The organism is Hyphomicrobium sp., from assembly GCF_041659645.1.
Classification (GTDB): Bacteria; Pseudomonadota; Alphaproteobacteria; order Rhizobiales; family Hyphomicrobiaceae; genus Hyphomicrobium_B.
On the sequence record NZ_JBAZXX010000002.1, the window covers coordinates 710,403 to 731,025 of the forward strand.

A 20,623-nucleotide genomic window follows, 5' to 3' on the forward strand; every position below is an offset into this window, starting at 1 on the left:
AAAATGCTCGCACGGTCGCGATCACTCTTCTGCGGGTGATTTCTGCTCTTGAGCCGGCGACGGCTGTTCTTCTGCGGGAGACGCCTGTTCTTCGGCGGGCGATAGCTGTAGCGACTTCGGCGGTCCGACGACGACCAACGAACCGCTTTCGGCGGTGCGCGTTGTCTTCGGCACATCGGTGAACTGCCGCTTTTCAAGCATCGTCGGAGACGAGACGAGCTCTGTTACCGGTTCGATCGCATTGGGATCGCGAACGGGCCGCGTGCCAGTCAGCGCGCTGGTGTTCAGCGCTTCGTCGAGTTCAGCCTGACGCTTCTGCTGGCTGACGCTGCGGAGCATGGAATAGAAATCAATCGAGCTATCTTCCAGCGTCTTCAGATCCTCAGCCTTGCTGAGGTTTGAAAGAGGGCTCGTCACGGTTCCGGCTAGGTCGATCTGGCTCGCGACGCTCGCGAACTTCGTCGGAACCAATGCGGCAGCAGGCAATGTGGCAGCGAACTCGACACCACTACCGATCGCATCGCGAACGTTCGTCGGACCGAAGACCGGCAGCATCACGAAAGCGCTGTCGCGGTAGCCCCAGACGTACATCGTCTGGCCAAAGTCGCCGGTTTGATGGGCCATGCCCTCGCTCGCGGCGAGGTCAAAGAGGCCGCCGATGCCGAGGGTCGAATTCAGGGCAAACCGGCCGAGCGTCGTCGCAGCCGCTTCCGGCCGAAGCTGAAGGATGTTGTTGGCGAAAATCATCGGCTCGGCGAGGTTCGTCGTGAAGGCATCGATGCGATCACGCACGCTCTCGGGAACGTTGTTGTTATAGGATTCCGCGACCGGATAGAGGACGTTGTGATTAAAGTCCTGGCTGTTCTCGAACATTTTCCGATTGAACGCTTCGTTCGGATCGGAAACCGGCTTCGGAGTCGGATCATCTTCCGTAGCGGCCAGATGCTGTGGCGACAGCGCAGGCAGAGACGCGCTGGCGCAAGCGGTTAAGCTCACAGCAACGAAGACGCAGCCGACCCAATTTAGGATGGCGCTGACTTTCACGTCTCGATATTCCCCCTTGCTTGGCCCCCAGCCGAGCAACCTCAGATCTATCGCAGTTGCGAACGAGGCGCTAGCCTCACTGCCGCTGCCGACAGACTTGCTCCCAACTCAAATCAGAAAGTAGCGTCCGAATGACGTTCTGTCTGTGGCTTGCATGCACCCTCTGCGCCATAATTGGTTGCGGCTACGCGTTGTTAGCGTCCTTTTTGGTCGCACGATTTGCCCGTGAGCCCAAGCCCATTTTCAATTTCGCAGTGGCAGAGAATGTCACACTGTTGAAGCCACTCCACGGCGCCGAATGCGGGCTTGAGGCCAGCCTCGCCACGTTCTGCGCTCAAAACTACGCGTCAGACGTGCAGATGCTTTGCGGCGTTCAGGACCCGGCGGATCCGGCAATTGGGATCGTCCGCAACCTCAAGGAGCAACATCCGACGCGGGATGTGGAACTTGTCGTTTCGCCTCGAAAGGCCGGCGGAAATCCGAAAATTGCGAATATTCTCAATATGTTTCCCGCCGCTAAATACGACCTGATCATTCTCAGCGACAGCGACATGCGGGTGGCGCCCGATTATGTTCGGCGGACAACGGAGGTCTTGCGGCAACCCGGAGTTGGGCTGGTCACCTGTCTCTATCGCGGCTGCGCACTCACAGGCTTTTGGTCGCGGATGGCGGCTGCGGCAGTCGATCAACATTTTTTGCCGAGCGTGCTGGTCGGGGTCTCGCTCGGCCTCGCCAAGCCGTGCTTCGGCTCGACCATCGCCCTTCAGCGCGGCACGCTGGCGCGAATCGGAGGTTTCGAGGCCTTCGCTAATACTCTCGCCGATGACTACGCGATGGGTGATGCCGTACGCCGACTCGGTCTCAAGGTTGAAATCGCGCCGTTCACTGTCGGGCATACGTTTTCCGAGACGTCGTTCGCCGAACTCTGGGCGCATGAACTTCGTTGGGCAAGAACGATTCGCCTCGTCGATCCCGTGGGCTATGCGGGATCGATCGTCACTCATGCACTTCCGTTTGCATTGGCGGCGCTCGTATTGAGTGGCTTCAGCACCATAGGGGGGACGATCGTGCTTGGAGCCCTTGCATGCCGCCTTTTCGTTCCGATACAAGTTGAAAGGCTGCCGGGTGGGGGCAAGAGTTCGCTGTGGCTCAGTCCGCTACGAGACTTATTGAGCTTCGCAGTGTTCGTCGCGAGCTTCTTACCTGGAGCCGTCAACTGGAGAGGCCGCCGCTATAGCGTCAGCTCCGATGGAACCGTTACGCCGATATGAAAGGCGCCAATATGCGCACGCTCTTCCTGCAGGCCCCTTCGTTCGATGGCTTCGATGGCGGCGCCGGTTCTCGCTATCAGGCGCGCCGCGAGATCCAGTCGTTCTGGTATCCTACCTGGCTGGCGCAGCCCGCCGCTCTGGTCGAAAATTCCAAGCTGATCGACGCGCCGCCACACCGCACCAGCCTGCAGGATGTGCTCGCCCAAGTGCGCGATTACGACCTCGCGGTGCTGCACACCTCGACGCCGTCATTCGATTCGGACGTGAAGGTCATCGAGGCGATGAAGGCGACCAACCCGAACCTCAAGGTCGGGCTGATCGGCGCTAAGGTCGCGGTGCAGTCCAACGAGAGCTTGACTGATGCGCCGATCGTCGACTTCGTCGCTCGCAACGAGTTCGACTTCACGATCAAGGATGTCGCCGACGGCGTAGCGTGGAGCAACATCAAGGGCCTATCCTATCGCAACGCGCAGGGCGTCATCGTGCACAACGAGGATCGCGCTGTGATGCACGACATGGACACGCTGCCGTTCGTTACGCCGGTCTACAAGCGCGACCTCGTGATGGAGAATTACTTCATCGGTTACCTGAAGCACCCGTACATCTCATTCTACACGGGGCGCGGCTGCAAGAGCCGCTGCACGTTCTGCCTGTGGCCACAGACCGTCGGCGGCCATCGCTATCGGACACGCTCCGTTGGGCACGTCATCGAGGAGGTGCGTTACATCCTCAAGGCGTTCCCGCAGATGAAAGAGCTGATGTTCGACGATGATACCTTCACCGACGACCTGCCGCGCGCAGAAGCGATTGCGAAGGAACTCGGCAAGCTCGGCGTCACCTGGTCCTGCAACGCCAAGGCCAACGTGCCGCGCGACACACTGAAGGTGCTCAAGGACAACGGCTTGCGCTTGCTGCTCGTCGGCTACGAGAGCGGCAACCAGCAGATCCTACACAACATTAAGAAGGGCATGCGGGTCGAAGTCGCTGAGAAGTTCACCAAGGACTGCCACGAACTCGGCATCAAGATCCACGGTACCTTTATTCTCGGCCTTCCTGGCGAGTCGAAGGAGACGATCCAGGAGACCATCAAGTTCGCGATGCGCATCAACCCGCACACGATCCAGGTTTCGCTCGCCGCGCCATATCCGGGCACGTTCCTCTACAAGCAAGCGACCGAAAACGGCTGGCTCGATGTCGACAATGCCGAACTCATCAACGCTAACGGCATCCAGATCGCGCCGCTGCACTATCCGGGTCTGTCGCACACCGAAATCTTCTCTTCAGTCGAGGACTTTTACCGCAAGTTCTACTTCCGGGTGCCGAAGATCGCCTCGATCGTGGGCGAGATGGTGACACAGCCGGACATGATGAAACGTCGCCTCAGAGAGGGCGTCGAGTTCTTCCAGTTCCTGCGCGATCGCCGCAGCGCCGCTGCCTAGGGCATCTCAACACTGAGCTTCCCAATTCACGTTGCGATCGAAATGCACCTTCACCCCTCCCCCTCGCGGGGAGGGTGGCGCAAAGCGCCGGGTGGGGAAAATAAGAGCGATTTTTCGCAGGCCCCCCACCCCTAACCCCTCCCCGCAAGGGGGAGGGGAACATCAACCAGATTCCCATATGCTTCGACGTAAACCTGAAAGGCTCTAAGACGCTATCGTTGGAACTTCTTGCTGCGCGTCTGCAGTATGCCGCGGCGGGCCCATCAGGATGGGCTGGAAGAGGACGGCCGCCGCGAGCGTCGTCAACAGCGAGAGCGCCAGCAGTTCGCCCATGCTCGATGTTCCGGGATGGCTTGAGAAGAACAAGCTTCCGAAGGCGACCGCCGTCGTCATGGCGCTGAACATGACGGCACGCGTCAGCGGTGAGGCCAGCAGGCTTGTCTGACCTTCACGCCAAGCGAGCACATAATAAATTTTGAACGCGACGCCAACGCCGAGCAGCACAGGCAGGGCGATAATGTTCGCGAAATTGAGCGGCAGTTTCAGCAGCACGCAAAGCTCAAGCGTCACGACACCCGCGAGCAGCAGCGGCACCAGCGTCAGCAGAACGTCCGTCACCCGGCGCAGCGCGACGAACAGGATGATCGTAATCGAGACGAAGGCCAGCACGCCGGCCTCGATGAAGGCCCGCACGACCGTCTTTGCCGATTCCTGAATGAGGATCGGAACGCCAGTTGCTTCGGGGTCGACCGCGAGAACCGCTGATGCGAAGCGACGTAAATTGGCGTTGTCGTTGCCATCGCCCTTGGGGCCAACCTCGATTCGTGCGCGCCCGTCTGCTGTTATCCAATCGGCGACAATTTCAGGCGGCAGGTTTTCGAGCGTGACCGGTTCGGCTTTCAGGGCGGCGCGAATTTGTGTCAGCCGTAATTTCATGCCGTCGAGCAGCGCCGCGCCGATCTTGGCGCGAAGCTCGGGCGTTGCATCGGCGAGTTTGCGAAGCGTGATTGCCATATGGGCGGCAAGTGGCGATGCGCCGGGCAAACGGCTGACCTCCTCGAAGTCCTTCGCGGTACTGAGCAAGGTTTCCTTGGTATCGGCGTCGGAGGGCGCGGGCGCCAATTCGTCGGGCTCGATGGTCGGACCGATCAAGTCATAGCAATCACGGATAAGAGCCAGCTTTTCGGTCTGTCGATCCGGCACGAAGCTCGCGAGCGTAACCGTGCGATCGACCTCGGGGAGCTTGTCGATCTTCGCGGCGAGCGTCTTGGCGGCGGCGAGGTTCGGCGCCAGGATTTCGATGGTGTTCGGCGCGGTGTTGGGATCGCGCATGAGGTCGTTGAAGGTCGAAACCGATTCAACCTTAGTGCTGCGCAGGTTGATGGGATTGAAGTCGAACTCAAGTCGCGCGAGCAGCGGCAATCCTGAGGCGACGCCGAGCGCTGTCAGCGCCAGGATGATGCGGCGATGCCGCGCCATGAAGCGGTCGACGGGCTGAAGATGGCGATAGCCGACGTCGTGCAGTTCACCCGGCGGGTTCAGAATTTCGAGCAATGCGGGGAGGAGCGTGATGCTCGACAGAAAGGCGATAACCATGCCGCTGCCTGCGATCAGACCGAGTTCCGAAACGCCGCTGTAATCGGTCGGCAGGAAAGCATAGAAGCCCGCAGTCGTGGCGGCGGCCGCGAGCGCCAGGGGCTTGCCGGCATTTCGTCCGGCCGCGACGAGCGACTCTCGAAGGCCTTGGCGGCCGTATCGTTCGTGACGGTAGCGGACGGCATATTGAATGCCGAAATCCACGCCTATGCCGACGAACAGAACTGCGAATGCGACCGAGATGAGGTTCAAGGCTCCGACGAGGTAGAGTCCCAGCGCCGCTGTTATCGCAAGCCCTGAAAAAAGGCTGACGAGGACGGCGATAATGATCTTGCCCGATCTCAGCGCCAGCCAAAGAATGAAAAGGACAGCGGCGACTGTCACACTGGTATTGAGGGCCGCGCCCTCCGCGACGGTCCCGAACTCCTCGTCCGCCATCGGCACCGAACCCGTAAGACGGACGCGGACGCCATTTTCGGGCGTCAGGCCCAAACGTTGCGCGGTCTGGCGAATGAGGTCCGTCGCCTCGGCGCCGGGCTCAAGATCGGAATAATTCAGGACCGGCTTTACTTCGAGGAAGCGTCGGAGGTCCGATGGGCTCGGAGTTCCGCCCGTCAGAAGCTCGGCCCAGGAGAAATGCGTGTTCTTCCCCGCGAGGCGATCGTCGATTGCGTTTCCGAGCACGCCGAGCGGCTTCTCGAAATCGATCCATTTGGCCCGATCTTCCTTGATGCCGAGAGGAACGAGGGACAGCGCCTTCCCAAGACCATTGAGGGTCGGATCGGCCGAGAGCGTGCCAAGCACGGGCTGCGCCTTGATGAGGCCTTCCGTGATGTCCTTGACCTCGGGCAGCGAGAGATAGAGCAGCCCATTTTGATCGAAGAAAGGTCCACCGTCGCGGCGGCGGACAATCTCGAATGGATCGGGTTTCGACTTGCTGAGCGCAACCGTGAGCGCAGCGGCGGCGCTCTCGGTCAACTCCGGAGTTTTGCCGTCAATGACGATATCGATCGTGTCGGTATGCTGAGGAAAGGCCGCGTCGAACTGACGTTCGCGCTGACGCCAATCGAGATCCGGCGAGATCAACTGACTGGTGTCGGTCGTGATCGCGAAGTTGTTGATAACGTAGTGGATCGCGCCCGCCGTAACGGCGAAGCCCAGCAAAATCGTGAGCCATGACAGCCGCACCGCGACCGCAACGGTTCCTGCAACCACGCGCTCGATCATGCTCCGGCTGCCGTCAAGCTCGCGTGGCGTTCATTGGTCGGATCTTGCTTAGCCATTCTGCGCCGGACTCATGGTATCCGCGATCAATGTCATTCCTCAAACCACTGCACTCTGGACGACAGTCATGTCGAGCCGCAGAATGGAGGAGCATGCTGTTCGTGTTGCTTTTGAGACACTTCATACCGACAGCATGATGGGAGCGACACTGCCTCTGCTGCTTGGCACAATGTTCGCGCGTAAGGTCAGACTTATTTGATGGTGGGATACGTCTGGCGTCAATGGACCTCTGACGTGAAACAATCCGGACCTTGGCTCTCGAGGGAGCCAAGCGGATTGGCAGAAAACGGGGGTTTCTGCATGAAGGTTATCTTGGCACAGCCCCGGGGATTTTGTGCAGGTGTCGTTCGCGCGATCGACGTCGTCGAGCGCGCGCTTGGCCATCGCAATGGGCCTGTCTATGTGCGCCACGAAATCGTTCACAACCGTCATGTCGTCGAAGATCTCAAGGCCAAAGGCGCCCGCTTTGTCGAGGATCTGACGGAGGTGCCGAACGGCGCCGTTACGATTTTCAGCGCTCATGGCGTTTCGCATGCCGTCGAGGACGAAGCGCGCCAACGCCGCTTGAACGTGGTCGATGCGACCTGCCCGCTTGTCTCGAAGGTTCATAAGCAGGGTCAGCGGTATTCGTCGCTCGGGCGAACGATCATCCTGATCGGCCATGCTGGGCATGTCGAGATTGAAGGCACGCTCGGACGGATTTCGGGTCCGGTATACCTTGTCGAGAACCGCGACGACGTCGCGAAGCTCGATATCCAAGACGATACTCCGGTCGCCTACATCACCCAGACCACCCTCAGCGTCGACGATACACGATCGACGATCGAAGCTGTCAAAGCCCGTTTCACCGATGTCATCGGGCCCGAAACGCGCGACATCTGCTATGCTACGCAAAACCGCCAGACGGCCGTCCGGGACCTTTGCCGGCACGTCGAGCTGCTGCTTGTGGTCGGGGCGAGCAACAGCTCGAACTCGAACCGCCTCAGGGAAATCGGGGCGGAATGCGGAATACCAAGTTATCTCGTCGCGGACGGACGCGAAGTCGATCCGTCATGGCTTGCCGGGATAACGACAATCGGCGTAACAGCGGGTGCTTCGGCGCCCGACGTCCTTGTCCAGGACGTATTAGCTGCGATAGGTAACTCGGGGCCAATCGAAATCGAGACGCTTGATGGCGTCGAAGAAAAGATAACCTTCCGCCTGCCGCCTGAATTGCTCGAGGCATCATGATCGGGAATAGTGCTGGTTCGAGCGCCGCTAGAAGGAGCCCTCTCGGGTGGGAATTCCATTAAACCAAGCTTTGTCTGTGGGTGCCTACGTCATCGGACAGCACCTCAGGGGGAACAAACGCTATCCGCTCGTGCTCATGCTCGAGCCGCTCTTTCGCTGCAACCTCGCGTGCGCGGGCTGCGGTAAGATCGATTACCCCGACAAGATTTTAAACCAACGCATCTCGGTCGCCGATGCCTTGCATTCGATGGACGAATGCGGCGCGCCCGTGGTCGTGCTGGCGGGCGGCGAGCCGCTGCTTCACAAGGAGCTGCCGGAGATCGTCGAGGGCGCCCTCAAGAAGGGCAAGTTCGTGACCGTGTGCACGAACGCGCTGCTGCTTGAAAAGAAGATCCATCTTTATAAGCCGCACAAAAACTTCAACTGGTCGATCCATCTCGATGGCGACAAGGAGATGCACGACAGGTCCGTCTGCCAGAAGGGCGTCTACGATCGTGCCATCGAAGCGATCAAGGTCGCGAAGTCGAAGGGCTTCCGCGTCAACATCAACACGACGCTATTCAGCGACGCGAAGGCGGAGCAGGTCGCGAAGTTCCTCGACGAGATGAAGAAGCTCGACATCGGCGGAGTCACGATTTCTCCAGGCTACGCTTACGAACGCGCGCCGGACCAGCAGCACTTCCTCAATCGGACGAAGACGAAGCAGCTCTTCCGCGACATCTTCAAGCTCGGCAAGGGTGGCAAGGCGTGGCCGTTCTTCCAGTCGGCCCTGTTCCTCGACTTCCTCGCCGGCAATCAGACGTATCAGTGCACGCCGTGGGGCAACCCGACGCGTACCGTGTTTGGCTGGCAGAAGCCCTGCTATCTCCTCGGCGAAGGCTACACCAAGACCTTCAAAGAGCTGATGGAAGGCACGGACTGGGACAAGTACGGCACGGGCAATTACGAGAAGTGCGCGGATTGCATGGTGCACTGTGGTTTCGAAGCGACCGCCGTCATGGATGCCGTCAAGAAGCCTTGGAAGATCGCAGCCGTTGCCCTTCGCGGCGTGAGGACGGACGGGCCGATGGCGCCCGAAATCGCGCTGGACAAGCAGCGTCCGGCCGAATTCGTATTCTCACGGCATGTCGAGAACAAGCTAGCCGAGATCAGCGCATCCGAGGCCCGGGCCCAGAAGCCGGTGGCAGCGGAATAAACTTTTCATCGCGCGCCGCGTCGCGCCGGCTATGCGGATGATGTCCCATAGCTGGCTCGGTTGCGTCGCCAATGATTTCAATACCGCCGGAATGTTCGGCGAACCATCGGGATTGAGGCCGTTCACCGCAGCGGGTGGCAAGGTCAGCGTCGATGGATCAGCGATGACGCGCAAAATGGCGAACGGCAGGCGATACTCCGCCGCGATCTGCGCCGCTACATGGCTTTCCATATCCGCCACGAACGCGCCGGACGAAAGGTAGATCGCGCGCTTTTCGTCGCGATTTGCGATGATGGTGCTTGATCCGGCGACGGGACCGCTTTCGGCATTCGGCAAGGCTTCGAACAACCTGTCGCTCCAGCGTGCATCGGATGGATACACCCTGCCGCTGCTGTGAAGCACGGACGTGCCGATGATGATCGTTCCGGGTTTTAATCCGGGCCGAAGTCCTCCCGCTATTCCGAAACTGATGAGGCCGCGGACGCCGTCTGCCATCGACTGATGGAGAAGCGCCGTCAGGCGATCTTCGCGGCCGCCGCCGATGACGGCTTTCACGCCCTGCGATCGTTCGGCGATGCGCGCCTCGGCCTTGAGGCCAGTTGCGGCGATGATGAAGCCTGAAGTCACATTACATCCCGACAAGCACGGCCTTGGTGTTCGACGCCGTCAGGTTGCGGTAACGCGCGAGAGCCCACATCGGGAAGAACTTCGCGTAGCCGTGGTAACGAAGATAAAAGACGCGCGGGAAGCCGGTCGCCGTGAAGCGCTTCTCGTTCCAGAAGCCGTCCGCGGCCTGGGTCGCCGTCAGGTAGGCGATGCCCTTCTTCACGGCGGGATTGTCGATCTCGCCGGCGGCCATCAGGCCCATGAGCGCCCACGCCGTTTGCGAGGCGGTGCTCGGCGCGGGTTTATAGCCCGCGTAATCGGGCGCGTAGCTTTCGCTATCCTCACCCCAGCCGCCGTCGCTGTTCTGAATGGTCAGCAACCAATTCACGGCCTTTCGAACGACGCTCGACGACGGGTCCACGCCGGCGGTGTTGAGGGCGCACAGCACCGACCACGTACCGTAGACGTAGTTCATGCCCCAGCGGCCATACCAGCTGCCGTCTTTCTCCTGCGTGCGTTCGAGATAGTCGACGGCCTTGTCGAGTTCGTAGCTTTGTCCGCGACGTTCGCCGAGTTGTGCAAGCATGGAAATGCAGCGGGCCGTGACGTCGGCAGTCGGCGGATCGAGCAAAGCACCGTGATCGGAAAACGGGATTTGGTTGAGATACTCGTACGTGTTGTCGGCGTCGAAGGCACCCCAGCCGCCGTTCTTGCTTTGCATGCCAACGACCCACTCGCGTCCGCGCGCAATGGCTTCGCGATAAGAATTATCAGGCTGCTGGGCGCGTCCAAGCGCACGGTCCATCGCCATGACGACGACGGCGGTATCGTCGGTGTCGGGATAATGGGCGTTTGCGTATTGGAACGCCCAGCCGCCGGGCCGGATGTTCGGTCTCGTCGCGGCCCAATCGCCGACGGTGTCGAGGACCTGCAAAGGCTTCAGCCATTCGAGCGCGCGGTCGGAGCTGGCCTCGGCCTGCGTGCCGCCCACTTCCATCAGAGCATGCGCGGAAAGCGCGGTATCCCAGACCGGCGAGAGACACGGCTGGCAGTAGGCTTCGTCATCCTTGACGGCGAGGAGTTTTTCGATCGAGCCGCGCGCCGTTTGATAGTTTGGATGATCCCTCGAATAACCGAGCGCGTCGTAGACCAACAACGCATTGACCATGGCAGGGAAGATCGCGCCCAAGCCATCTTCGCCATTCAAGCGTTCGTCGACGAACGCGACGGCCTTGTCTATCGACTTTTTGCGGACTGATTTCGGAAAGTAAGGCTCAGTGAAGCGCAGGACTCGATCGATGCCGCCGAAGATTTCCGACCACGGCGATTTCTGGTGCGGTCCCTTCGGCCAGATTTTCACCTTGTCCGGAGGGATCGTGAACAATTCCGGAATGCCGACGCCCTTCGGATTGCGCGCTTTCGGCTTCAAGGCATTGAGAACGGTCAGCGGGACGACGACGGTGCGCGCCCAATAGGAGATCTTGTCGAGGTGAAAGGGGAACCACCGCGGCAGTACCATGATCTCGACGGGCATCACGGGGACGCCGGTCCATGGAATGGCGCTGTAAAGCGCGAGCAGGTTGCGCGTGAAGACGTTGGCGTGCGAGGCACCGCCCTGCGAGAGTATCCAGCCCCGCGCTTTCTTCATGTACGGCTCATCGATGCCAACGCCGATCATCTTCAGAGCGAAGTACGCTTTCACGCTGGCGCTGATGTTCGACGTGCCTTCATGCACGAGCGGCCAACCGCCATCTTCCGATTGGATGCGGCGCAGATAGTTCGCGATCTTGCCTTCGAGCGCAGCGTCGACGGGTTCAGCCAGGTAATGACGCATGAGAACGTATTCGGCCGGGATCGTGGAGTCGGCTTCAAGCTCGAAGACGAAGTGGCCGTCGTCGCGCTGAAGCGCCAGGAGAGCGTTTTTCGCGGCCGATATTGCGCCTTCGATATCGGTGAGGGCGGTGTCGCGGGTTGGGTTCTCTGACTCCGAACGAGCGGATTGCGTTGCAGATTCGAAATTCATGTCGGCTCTCCAGGGGTCCGAGCGTCGTACCAGAGTTAAGCGGCCAGAGCCAGTTTGGCGGCGGTTTCTCCGGACCTTATCGCGCCTTCGATTGTGGCCGGGAGGCCCGTAGCGGTCCAATCTCCGGCGAGAAAGAGATTTTTCCAGCGCGTCTCGGCGCGAGGCCGCAGCGCATTTTGAGCGGGGGTTGCAGCAAATGTCGCACGCCGCTCCTTGACAATCTGCCAGCGCGGAAGCTCGGCGTCGATGCCCGCTATTGCCGAAACCTCGGACCAAATCCGGCGCGCGAGCGGTTCACGGTCGGCTTCATTGAAACGATCGGCGGCGCTAACCGTCACGGACAGCCGGTTGTTGAACGCAAACAGCCATTCGGTCGTCGCGTTGACGACGCCCGTGATCTTCGGAAGGGATTGCGGCGAGGGAAACGCGAAGTGGGCGTTGAAGATCGATCGGTATTCTGTCGGCGCGCGCAACTCGGGGATGAGCGTTCGCGCCACCCAGGCAGGCGCGGCAATAACGACTTGATCATCGCGACCGAGTTCGATCGTGCCGTCAGCAAATTGCAATGCCCACGCGCGCGCATCCGACCATTCGATCGCGCGGAGGGAATGGTCGAAGCGCAGCTCGCCGCCTTTCTCGGTAATCAACGACAGGGCTGGATCGACGAGCGCCGGGCCGAGGCCATTCCGCGCGAAAAGCGGCCGGCAAGCCTTGCCACCGCGCCCTAATGTCTCGCGTACAACGGCGGCCGCGAGTTGCGCTGAACCTTCCTTCGGATCGCAATTCAGCGCCGCGAGAAGCACCGGCTCCATCAAACGTTTGTAGAGCGTCGTCGTTGGGTCGATTTTTTCGGTTACAGTCTCGCAAGGCGCGGCGTTCAAGAGGCTCCCGAGACGAACGTAATCGAAGGCACGTGTTCCAGGCACGCGGCGATCCTTCGCAAAGATCCACCACGGCACGGGACCGTCGTTCGGCCTCAAGATCCAGCGCTCTCTCGATTCCAAATCGAAGAAGTTGAACTCGGCATGTTGGGGCTCGTCGAGCAGATGCCTGCCGCCGATCTTTTCGAGAAACGCGAGCGCGCTCGCGTTGCCTGAAAGAAGCAAGTGGTTGCCGTTGTCGATGGTCAGTTCGAGCGCGGGCTCGAAATATGATCGGCAGCGTCCGCCGGCATGGCGTGCGAGTTCATGGACGACGACTTTCCGTCCCCGCCCGACCATAGCCACCGCCGCCGAAAGACCGGCGAGGCCGGCCCCAACGATGTGAACGGTGCCACCGGACATTTAGAAGATGCCGTCACGCAGAAGGGCCCAGATGACGGTGCGCTTTGAGCGGCGCACATCGACACGCGGCGCGTTCCAGCCGCGAGCGATAAGCTTTTCGAGAATGCCGCGATAGACCGTCGCCATCATGCGCGGCGATCTGACGGTACGGCGCGAAGTACGCGCCATGATCGCCTCGGAGCGATCGTAGTATTTCCTGGTTGTCCCGGCGATGCCGCGGCAGACGCGATCAAGAGCCGGATTGGCGAGAATGGCATCTACCGATGTCTCGGTGATGCCGGCATCGCGCAGAGCTTCCTTGGGAAGATAGAGACGGCCCATCGCCGCGTCTTCGTCGATATCGCGAAGGATATTCGTCAATTGCAGGGCACGGCCGAGGTTGTAGGAAAGCTCGATGCCCGCCTCCTCTTCCATCCCGAAGATGCGAACCGACAAGCGCCCAACGGCCGATGCAGCGCGATCGCAATAAAGATCGAGCACTTTCCACTCGGGCGCACGGAGATCGCGGACGATATCCATTTCCATACCGTCGATGACGGCAATGAAGTCGTCTTGCAGGAGGCCGTACTGATTCACGGGGCCGACGAGATCGCGCGTCCGCGACGTCACGCGGCCGGTAGAATAGAGCTGCTCGATATCGGTGCGGTAGCGTTCGAGGTCCGCGTGACGAACCTCGCGCGATCCGCCGCCGTCGGCGACATCGTCTACGGCACGGCAAAAGGCATAGACGTGATACATCGCATCGCGCTGCGAACGCGGCAGAACCCGCATCGCGGCGTAGAACGAGCTGCTTGCCGCGGCCGGGACGTCTTCGGCACTTAAGGTCTCGACATCAGCGCTCATGCGGCATCATCCTCGTCGACTTCGTAAACGCGAAACGCGCGAATGCCCGGCCCGCGACAGTAGCGGCGGCTGCGCGTGCAGCGTGCATCCCTGCTTGTAGTTTCGTCAGATGAACACGTTCCGACAGCGGGTCGCGAGCCGTCAATAGATCTATCAGCTTGCGCGCGAGTTCGATGATCACCGATGTCTCGGCCGCGAGCCGCAGATCAGCAACGCTCGGTGGCAATAGCGCTGCTTCCGGCATGAGTCCACCGGTTCGCGCAGCCAGCGCATGCAAGCACGCGAGGAGCGCTGGAGAAGCTTTCCGTTCGGCTAAAACTTCGACGCCGAGACCATGCGCCGAGAGATCGTTCAGCGGAATATAGACGCGATCGATGTCGCGATAGTCTTTCGCGCAATCTTGCAGGTGATTGATGATCTGCAGAGCCGCGCAGAGTGCATCGGAATGCGCCCAGGTCGATTTGGCCTCGCCATGGACGTCGAGCACGAAGCGGCCGACCGGCATCGCCGAATAGCGGCAGTAGTCGAGAAGCTCTTCCCAGGTTTCATAACGGTGCTTCGTCACGTCCTGACGGAACGCCTTCAGCAGATCGAGCGCGTGCTGTGCGCTTAAATCGCGGAGCTTCAGTTGCTCGCGGAGCGGGATAGCATCGGCTGCCGCGTCCGAGCGGCCGAGAAGCGTTTCCTCCAGAGCCGCGAGGGTCGCGAGCTTCGAATGGGCGTCGAGCGTCGGATGGTCAGCAGCATCGTCCGCAGCGCGCGCGAAGCGATAGAACGCCAGGATGGGCGCGCGATGGCGCGAGGAGACGATACGCGAGGCGACGGGAAAGTTCTCGTCACCCTCCGACTTGCCGGATTTGTATGTCGTATCGAGCGTCATTGCCGTCCTACTTCGGCCTGAACGCGGCCTTTCCAAAGACCGCCCCGACCGCGTCCATGCTGATACGCTGAATCTAGCGTGAAACCCACGTAAGCGATCGCGATAAGTGGTAGCGCAAAGCCCCAAAGTGGCGAACGGTTGTAAAAGCGCAACGTCGGCTGATATGCGAGTGACATCAATAGGTATGCTGCAAGTGCGAGCACATTGGCCGGATAACCCGAGAGTACAGCCAGAGCGGGCGGCGCAACATAGATGATGAGCATCGCGATCACCGTTCCGGCCAGCAAAATCGGCGAATAGCGCAATTGGGCGTATGCGGATCGCGCAACCATCCGGCGAATATCCTCGAACGTCTCGTAGGCGCGGAGGCTGGTCACCCGATCCGAAAGCCCAAGCCAAATGGGACCCTGCGTTTTCAACAGCTTTCCGAGCGCGCAATCATCGATGAGAGCGCCCCTGATCGCGGCGATGCCGCCAGCACGCTCAAGCGAGGCGCGCTCGACCAGCATACAGCCACCGGCCGCCGCGGCCGTGCGATCCGTCGGGCGATTGACCTTGGCGAACGGGTAGAGCATTTCGAAAAAGAAGATGAAGGCCGGAACCAGCCATCGCTCCGCGAGGCTTTCGCATCTCAGCTTGGCCATGACAGACGTCATCGCGCGACCGTTCGCCGTCGCGCTGGCGACCAGCGATGTGAGAACATCCGGGCTGTAACCGATGTCGGCATCGGTGAGCAGCAGATATTCTGGTGGCGTTTGCAATGACGATGCGGCAGCGATGCCCTGATGCATCGCCCAGACCTTTCCCGTCCAGCGAGGCGGAAGGGGTTCGCCGCTCACGATCGAGACATCTCGATTTGAACTGGCGGCAATCGCGCGGGCGACGTCGGCGGTGCCGTCCGTGCTCTGGTCGTCGACGAGCAGAATCGAAAACTCTCCGGGATAGTTCTGCCGCACGAGCGAGGATAGCGAGCCCGGGAGCATATCGGCTTCGTTGCGCGCAGGAATGACCGCCGTCACGCGTGGCCAGGTTTTCGGCGCGGCGTATTTATTCTGCTCGGATTCCTCGCGCTCGCTGCTCAACCAAAATCCGCCGTTGAAGAGCAGAAGATAAAGCCACGCGACGAGGCCGATCCCAGCGACCAGATCGAGCACGGTCACTTGAGATACCCCGCATCCCGGAACCAGCGAAACGCCTCAGCCAACGCTTCGCTTGCGGGACGCGCACGGTATCCGAACTCGCGTTCGGCCTTGGCGGACGAAAAGAACATTTTGTATTTCGCCATACGCAGGCCGTCGACAGTCGCGAATGGTTCGCGGCCGGTGATGCGCGCGGCAGCTTCGGCGCCATAGGCAATCGGATAAATCAGCGAACGCGGCAATTTGATCGTCAGCGGCCGCCTCCCGGCAAGACGCGCGATCTCGGAGAGCATTTGCCCGAGTGTCATGTCCTGGCCCCCCAGAATATATCGCTCGCCAATTCGCCCGCTCTTCAAGGCGACAACGTGGCCGTCCGCGACATCGTCGACGTGCACGAGGTTCAGACCCGTCTCGACGTAGGCTGGCATTCGGCCCGACGCAGCCTCGACCACGATGCGCCCGGTTGGCGTGGGACGGACATCGCGAGGGCCGATCGGCGTCGACGGATTAACGATGACGGCGGGGAGCTTTTCGTCGGCGATCATGCGTTCGACCAACCGCTCGGCCAGAACCTTGCTTTTCTTGTAGGCGCCGATGGCGTTTTCTTCGGTGAGCGGCATCGTTTCGTCGGAGGGCGTGCCGTCGTCGCTCAAGCGAAGCGTGGCGACGCTCGAGGTATACACGACCCGTTCAACACCCGCCTTCAGAGCCGCGCGCATAACGGCGCGTGTGCCGTCGGTGTTGGTCGCGATGATCTCGCGGGGATCGGGCGCCCACAACCGATAGTCGGCGGCGACGTGAAACGCGTAGCGCGCGCCTAGCATGGCATTTTCAACAAGGCTCGCGTCGCGAATGTCGCCTTCGACGACGTCGACGTCTATGCCCCCAAGATTGGTACGATTGCTGTTTTTGCGGACCAGAGCGCGGACGGAAAATCCCTCGTCGAGAAGCTTCCGTGCGACGGCCGAGCCGACAAAACCCGAAGCGCCGGTTAGGAACGCGATGTCTTTTGCTGCCAAGTCGCCGCGCCCCGTTCGCGTCCGAGATTTGAAACGTCACCCCTTATAGACGATCCGCCAGATGCGACCGGCGGCGTCGTCGGCAACGTAAAGCGCACCATCGGGTCCGACCGCAAGCCCCGTCGGACGATGCTCAGCGCTCGTTCCGTCTCCGTTCCGGAAGCCATCGGCGAAAACGATATATGGGCCGGAGGCTTTACCGTCCTTTAGTGGCTGGAACACCACGTTATAGCCTTGCTGCCCTCCGGACGAACGATTCCAGGAACCATGAAAGGCTATAAAAGCGCCGCCCTGATAGGTTTCCGGAAATTGCTTAGCGTTATAGATCTTGAGATCATTCGGCGCCCAGTGCCCGGGAAACGCCGCGACGGGGGGCAGTTTATCGGCGCAGCGACCGACAGTCTTGCCGCCATCTCCGCCGTATTCGGGGGCCAAAACAAGCTTCTGTTGAAAACCGTCATAATAGCAGTAGGGCCAGCCGTAATCGCCACCCTCGCGGGCTTCGACCAGGACTTCCGCAGGTAATTCCGAGCCCTGCTCCGACGAATATAGCTTCGTCCAATTTTCATAGAGCTGATCGCGGCCATGCTGAGTCGCAAAAACACGTCCTTCGACATCGAAGTCGATGCCTTCGGCATTGCGGAGGCCGGTGGCGAAACGCTCGGCGGCCGAGAAAACCTGCCCCGTTTTATTGGCGTCGAAGCGCCAGATGCCGGCGCGGGTTTCGAGTTCAACGCACGGATTGATCCCGGGCGATTCCTTGGCGCGATTGTCCTGCTGGCAGGAGTTCGTTGCGGAGCCCAGATCGACGAAGAGATCGCCTTTGGCATTGATCGCAAATGGGCGTGAACTGTGATCGCCGTCGATTGGTAGCTTCGACACCACCGCTTGCGGCTGTCCCTTCGGCGTCACGTCACCCGGCTTCAGTTCATAGCGGACGATTTCGTCGCCGATCTCGACGAATAGCCAATTCTTATAGATTCCAATGCCGGTGCCCCCGCCTCCGGGCGGCCCGAACGTCTCCATGACATCAGCGCGGCCTTCGCCCTTGGTGTCCTTCAGCGCGAGCAACGACGGCCCGCCGCCGCGACGCCGATTGTTGGCGTACAGAGTGCCGTCAGGTGCCACGGCGAGATGGCGCGGCGCGCCCAAGTCATCGGCGAAGACGGTTGCGCAGAAACCCTTCGGCAGGGTCAATCCGGCGTTTCCATTTGGGCAGGGCGCTTCATCGGCGGACGCGCGATCCGCGACCGCCACCAGAGACAATGACAGGATTGCCAGGAGAACAGCGCTGGCGTAGCGGACAGGCGCGCGCAAAGTATTTCTGACGACACCGAGTTTGACGTCTTGGGTCATACGTACGCTCTCCGCGAATTTATCCCAGCCACAGCGAAGACGTGGCCGTCAACCGCGCGAGCTACAAGACTTGACAACCGCCGACAAGACGGGTCCGCGGCCTAGCCGGGCCACGCCTTCAGGGCCATCTCGGCGACAGCGAGAAGATCGCGGCGCGACGCGCCGCCGGAGGCCTGCACGGACATGCCTTGCGTCACCGTGATGACATACCGCGCGAGGCCCTCAGGATCGACATCGGCTCCGAGATCGCCTTCGGTCTTGGCCCTCTCGAAGCGCTGTCGAAGGTTTTGCTCGCCCTCGTAGCGGCGTTTACAAAGCTCTTGTTTGATCGATTCTGCCGCATCGCTGCACGTCAGAGCGCCCTGGACCGCGAGGCATCCCACCGGATTGCAGGGATCGGTGAGAGACATCGCCACCGAGCGCAGGAGATGCTCGACCACCTTCCTGGCGGTGGATTCGGCGAGCGCCTCAGCATGGACGGAGCCAGGGCCTTTTTCGGTGTAACGATCGAGGGTGCGGCGAAAGAGCTCTTCCTTGTTTCCGAAGGCTGCATAAAGGCTTGGCCGACTGATGCCCATCGCCTCTGTCAGGTCGGATAGCGAAGTTCCTTCGTATCCGCGTTGCCAGAAGACGTGCAGCGCTTTGTCGAGCGCTTTATCGGCGTCGAACTCTCGTGGGCGCCCCTTATGCACCGCCTCTTTTTGCACGGCTTCTCTCCCGGATTTCATTTTCTTGTCGAAGCACTATACATTTCCGTACTCATCAGTACAAATAGTAGTTGACAGCCCCTTAAGCTGCCCTATATCCGTACCGCTCAGTACATATATAGGGGAAGGAGCCTGTCATGAAAAGCTCTCTTACGTACACGACTGCAGTGGCCCTGCGTGGATTTGCAGGATGGTTTTCCGGCCGCGCCGATGACGCTTCTTCTGACGTGGATCACATTCCGTTCGTCGTCTCCGCTTGCGGGTATCGCGTGCCGGAGGACCAAGACGCGGCAGAATTCGGGGAACGCCACGACCGTTGGCACCCCGGGCTAAGCGTCGACAATTTTTCCTGAACTTGCCTCCGCAGCGGCAAGCCCCGGCGCGCTTCGGAGCTTCGGGCTAGCCGTGCGCCAGGCGAAATCAAGATACCCCAGCTTGAGACACGCGGCCGGCAAAACCGTCGAGGAATGACTATGAGTATGAAAACGAGATCCAGATTTTCGAATGCGCTGATGGCGTCGGCTGCCGCCGTAGCGTTCATGACCGTTTCGCTCGACGCACCTTTCGCACAAGACGGGCATGCGCCGGTCGCCGTCTCGGTTGCGACGGTCGAGCTCCGTGAGGCGAGCACCTGGGACGAATTCTCGGGCCGTCTCGAAGCGATCGAACGCGTTGACCTCCGCCCGCGGGTCGCCGGGCAGATCGTCGCCATTCATTTCCGTGAAGGCGCGCTTGTGAAAGCCGGCGACTCGCTCGTGACGATCGATCCCGAACCTTATGCGGCGGACGTCGAGCGGTTGAACGGTGCGGTTGCGGCGGCGCAAGCGCAAGTCGTGTTCACCAAAGCTGACGTCGCCCGCGCGCGTCAAATCATTGGCGACGCGCTTTCGGAGCGAGAACTCGATACGCGAGCAAACGCCTATGATGCCGCCGTCGCGAACCTCAAAAGCGCGCAGGCTGCTCTCCGAACGGCGAAGCTCAATCTCGAATGGACCGAAGTGCGCGCACCAGTCTCGGGACGCGCCGGACGCCGCGAGATTACGGTCGGCAACCTGGTTGAGGGCGGTTCTAATGCGCCGCTGCTGACGACGCTCGTCTCGGTTAATCCGATTTTTGCGAGCTTTAATGCTGATGAGAATATCGTCGGCAAGGCGCTTGCGACGCTGTCTCCCGAAGCCAACGCGACGGCACATGTCGAAAAGATTCCCGTCGAGATGTCGACGGCGCCGAACGAAGGCGTCTGGCGGCGCGGCGTGATGCAGTTCGTCGACAACAAGGTCGACGTCGCTAGCGGCACGGTTCGTCTTCGCGCGACATTCGATAACGCCGACGGCCGCCTCATCTCGGGACAATTCGTACGTGTTCGCTTGGCACAGCCGCAGACGGCTCCCGTTGTTGCGATCACGGAGCGCGCGATCGGCACGGATCAAGACAAGAAGTACGTCATGGTCGTCAGCAAGGATAACAAGACATCCTATCGCGAAGTGAAGCTCGGGGCGATGACGGATGATCTCCGCATCATCACGCAGGGTCTCGCTGCCGGCGATCGCGTCATCGTTGCCGGTCTGCAGCACGTGAAGCCGGGAGAGGAAGTGGCTCCCGAACCGGTGGCGATGAACGGGCGACCGCTTTCGGAAGAACACGCCTCCGCAGACATTCCACAGTAATTGGCCGCAGCAATAGCAACTTCGCGACCAACCAATCAGGC

General features: G+C 60.7%; 17 protein-coding genes. 6 read left to right on the forward strand and 11 right to left on the reverse strand.

Annotation, left to right across the window (positions count from 1 at the left end; genetic code table 11):
- Positions 1 to 21: 21 nt before the first annotated feature.
- Positions 22 to 1,044 carry a VacJ family lipoprotein gene (locus WC811_RS08415; protein ID WP_372642997.1) on the reverse strand — a complete coding sequence of 341 codons (1,023 nt, stop codon included), beginning with the start codon at positions 1,042 to 1,044 and terminating at the stop codon, positions 22 to 24.
- 131 nt (positions 1,045 to 1,175) lie between these two features.
- On the opposite strand from WC811_RS08415, the gene hpnI reads away from it, so the two are divergent.
- The gene (hpnI, locus tag WC811_RS08420; protein WP_372642999.1) at positions 1,176 to 2,315 is read left to right on the forward strand and encodes a bacteriohopanetetrol glucosamine biosynthesis glycosyltransferase HpnI; all 1,140 of its coding nucleotides are present in this window, start codon (positions 1,176 to 1,178) and stop codon (positions 2,313 to 2,315) included.
- 11 nt (positions 2,316 to 2,326) lie between these two features.
- Entirely contained in the window at positions 2,327 to 3,754 is a 1,428-nt protein-coding gene (gene hpnJ, locus WC811_RS08425) for a hopanoid biosynthesis associated radical SAM protein HpnJ (RefSeq protein WP_372643718.1), read from the forward strand.
- Between the two features lie 204 nt (positions 3,755 to 3,958).
- Here hpnJ and WC811_RS08430 read toward each other — a convergent pair whose 3' ends face one another.
- Positions 3,959 to 6,577, reverse strand: a complete 2,619-nt coding sequence (locus WC811_RS08430; RefSeq protein WP_372643001.1) for an MMPL family transporter — start codon at positions 6,575 to 6,577, stop codon at positions 3,959 to 3,961.
- Between the two features lie 357 nt (positions 6,578 to 6,934).
- Between WC811_RS08430 and ispH the strand changes: the two genes are divergently transcribed.
- Together ispH and hpnH are read left to right on the forward strand one after the other, a co-directional pair.
- Positions 6,935 to 7,864 carry a 4-hydroxy-3-methylbut-2-enyl diphosphate reductase gene (gene ispH / locus WC811_RS08435; protein ID WP_372643003.1) on the forward strand — a complete coding sequence of 310 codons (930 nt, stop codon included), beginning with the start codon at positions 6,935 to 6,937 and terminating at the stop codon, positions 7,862 to 7,864.
- 46 nt (positions 7,865 to 7,910) lie between these two features.
- Positions 7,911 to 9,059 carry an adenosyl-hopene transferase HpnH gene (hpnH, locus tag WC811_RS08440; protein ID WP_372643005.1) on the forward strand — a complete coding sequence of 383 codons (1,149 nt, stop codon included), beginning with the start codon at positions 7,911 to 7,913 and terminating at the stop codon, positions 9,057 to 9,059.
- Here hpnH and WC811_RS08445 read toward each other — a convergent pair.
- The 9 genes from WC811_RS08445 to WC811_RS08485 form a co-directional block, all read right to left on the reverse strand.
- Positions 9,003 to 9,686, reverse strand: coding sequence for a phosphorylase (locus WC811_RS08445; RefSeq protein WP_372643008.1), 684 nt, complete (start codon positions 9,684 to 9,686; stop codon positions 9,003 to 9,005). The two genes, hpnH and WC811_RS08445, sit on opposite strands and share 57 nt — an antisense overlap.
- A gap of 1 nt (position 9,687) precedes the next feature.
- Positions 9,688 to 11,688 carry a squalene--hopene cyclase gene (shc, locus tag WC811_RS08450; protein WP_372643011.1) on the reverse strand — a complete coding sequence of 667 codons (2,001 nt, stop codon included), beginning with the start codon at positions 11,686 to 11,688 and terminating at the stop codon, positions 9,688 to 9,690.
- Between the two features lie 35 nt (positions 11,689 to 11,723).
- Positions 11,724 to 12,971: a hydroxysqualene dehydroxylase HpnE gene (hpnE, locus tag WC811_RS08455; protein WP_372643013.1), complete on the reverse strand. Its 1,248-nt coding sequence runs from the start codon at positions 12,969 to 12,971 to the stop codon at positions 11,724 to 11,726.
- Positions 12,972 to 13,814, reverse strand: coding sequence for a presqualene diphosphate synthase HpnD (gene hpnD / locus WC811_RS08460; RefSeq protein ID WP_372643016.1), 843 nt, complete (start codon positions 13,812 to 13,814; stop codon positions 12,972 to 12,974).
- Positions 13,804 to 14,694 (reverse strand): squalene synthase HpnC, encoded by an 891-nt coding sequence (gene hpnC, locus WC811_RS08465; RefSeq protein ID WP_372643018.1) that lies wholly within the window; start codon positions 14,692 to 14,694, stop codon positions 13,804 to 13,806. Before hpnC ends, hpnD begins: the two co-directional genes overlap by 11 nt.
- Entirely contained in the window at positions 14,691 to 15,854 is a 1,164-nt protein-coding gene (locus WC811_RS08470) for a glycosyltransferase (RefSeq protein WP_372643020.1), read from the reverse strand. The genes hpnC and WC811_RS08470 overlap by 4 nt, the downstream gene beginning before the upstream one ends.
- Positions 15,851 to 16,852 carry a hopanoid-associated sugar epimerase gene (gene hpnA / locus WC811_RS08475; protein ID WP_372643022.1) on the reverse strand — a complete coding sequence of 334 codons (1,002 nt, stop codon included), beginning with the start codon at positions 16,850 to 16,852 and terminating at the stop codon, positions 15,851 to 15,853. Before hpnA ends, WC811_RS08470 begins: the two co-directional genes overlap by 4 nt.
- A 36-nt stretch (positions 16,853 to 16,888) precedes the next feature.
- Positions 16,889 to 18,208 (reverse strand): sorbosone dehydrogenase family protein, encoded by a 1,320-nt coding sequence (locus WC811_RS08480; protein WP_372643024.1) that lies wholly within the window; start codon positions 18,206 to 18,208, stop codon positions 16,889 to 16,891.
- A gap of 101 nt (positions 18,209 to 18,309) precedes the next feature.
- A complete protein-coding gene (locus WC811_RS08485; RefSeq protein ID WP_372643027.1) occupies positions 18,310 to 18,915 on the reverse strand; it encodes a TetR/AcrR family transcriptional regulator in 606 nt (201 codons plus the stop codon).
- Between the two features lie 137 nt (positions 18,916 to 19,052).
- Between WC811_RS08485 and WC811_RS08490 the strand changes: the two genes are divergently transcribed.
- On the forward strand, positions 19,053 to 19,268 hold the full coding sequence (locus tag WC811_RS08490) for a hypothetical protein (protein WP_372643030.1): 216 nt from the start codon (positions 19,053 to 19,055) through the stop codon (positions 19,266 to 19,268).
- A gap of 126 nt (positions 19,269 to 19,394) precedes the next feature.
- Complete coding sequence (locus tag WC811_RS08495; RefSeq protein WP_372643032.1) at positions 19,395 to 20,582, forward strand: efflux RND transporter periplasmic adaptor subunit; 1,188 nt, start codon at positions 19,395 to 19,397, stop codon at positions 20,580 to 20,582.
- Positions 20,583 to 20,623 lie beyond the last annotated feature (41 nt).

Bases quoted from the DNA above. Each gene is read 5' to 3' on its own strand.
- hpnI (WP_372642999.1), top strand. From the start codon at position 1,176: ATGACGTTCTGTCTGTGGCTTGCATGCACCCTCTGCGCCATAATTGGT.
- hpnJ (WP_372643718.1), top strand. From the start codon at position 2,327: ATGCGCACGCTCTTCCTGCAGGCCCCTTCGTTCGATGGCTTCGATGGC.
- WC811_RS08430 (WP_372643001.1), bottom strand. From the start codon at position 6,577: ATGATCGAGCGCGTGGTTGCAGGAACCGTTGCGGTCGCGGTGCGGCTG.
- ispH (WP_372643003.1), top strand. From the start codon at position 6,935: ATGAAGGTTATCTTGGCACAGCCCCGGGGATTTTGTGCAGGTGTCGTT.
- shc (WP_372643011.1), bottom strand. From the start codon at position 11,688: ATGAATTTCGAATCTGCAACGCAATCCGCTCGTTCGGAGTCAGAGAAC.
- hpnE (WP_372643013.1), bottom strand. From the start codon at position 12,971: ATGTCCGGTGGCACCGTTCACATCGTTGGGGCCGGCCTCGCCGGTCTT.
- hpnD (WP_372643016.1), bottom strand. From the start codon at position 13,814: ATGAGCGCTGATGTCGAGACCTTAAGTGCCGAAGACGTCCCGGCCGCG.
- hpnC (WP_372643018.1), bottom strand. From the start codon at position 14,694: ATGACGCTCGATACGACATACAAATCCGGCAAGTCGGAGGGTGACGAG.
- WC811_RS08480 (WP_372643024.1), bottom strand. From the start codon at position 18,208: ATGACCCAAGACGTCAAACTCGGTGTCGTCAGAAATACTTTGCGCGCG.
- WC811_RS08490 (WP_372643030.1), top strand. From the start codon at position 19,053: ATGAAAAGCTCTCTTACGTACACGACTGCAGTGGCCCTGCGTGGATTT.
- WC811_RS08495 (WP_372643032.1), top strand. From the start codon at position 19,395: ATGAAAACGAGATCCAGATTTTCGAATGCGCTGATGGCGTCGGCTGCC.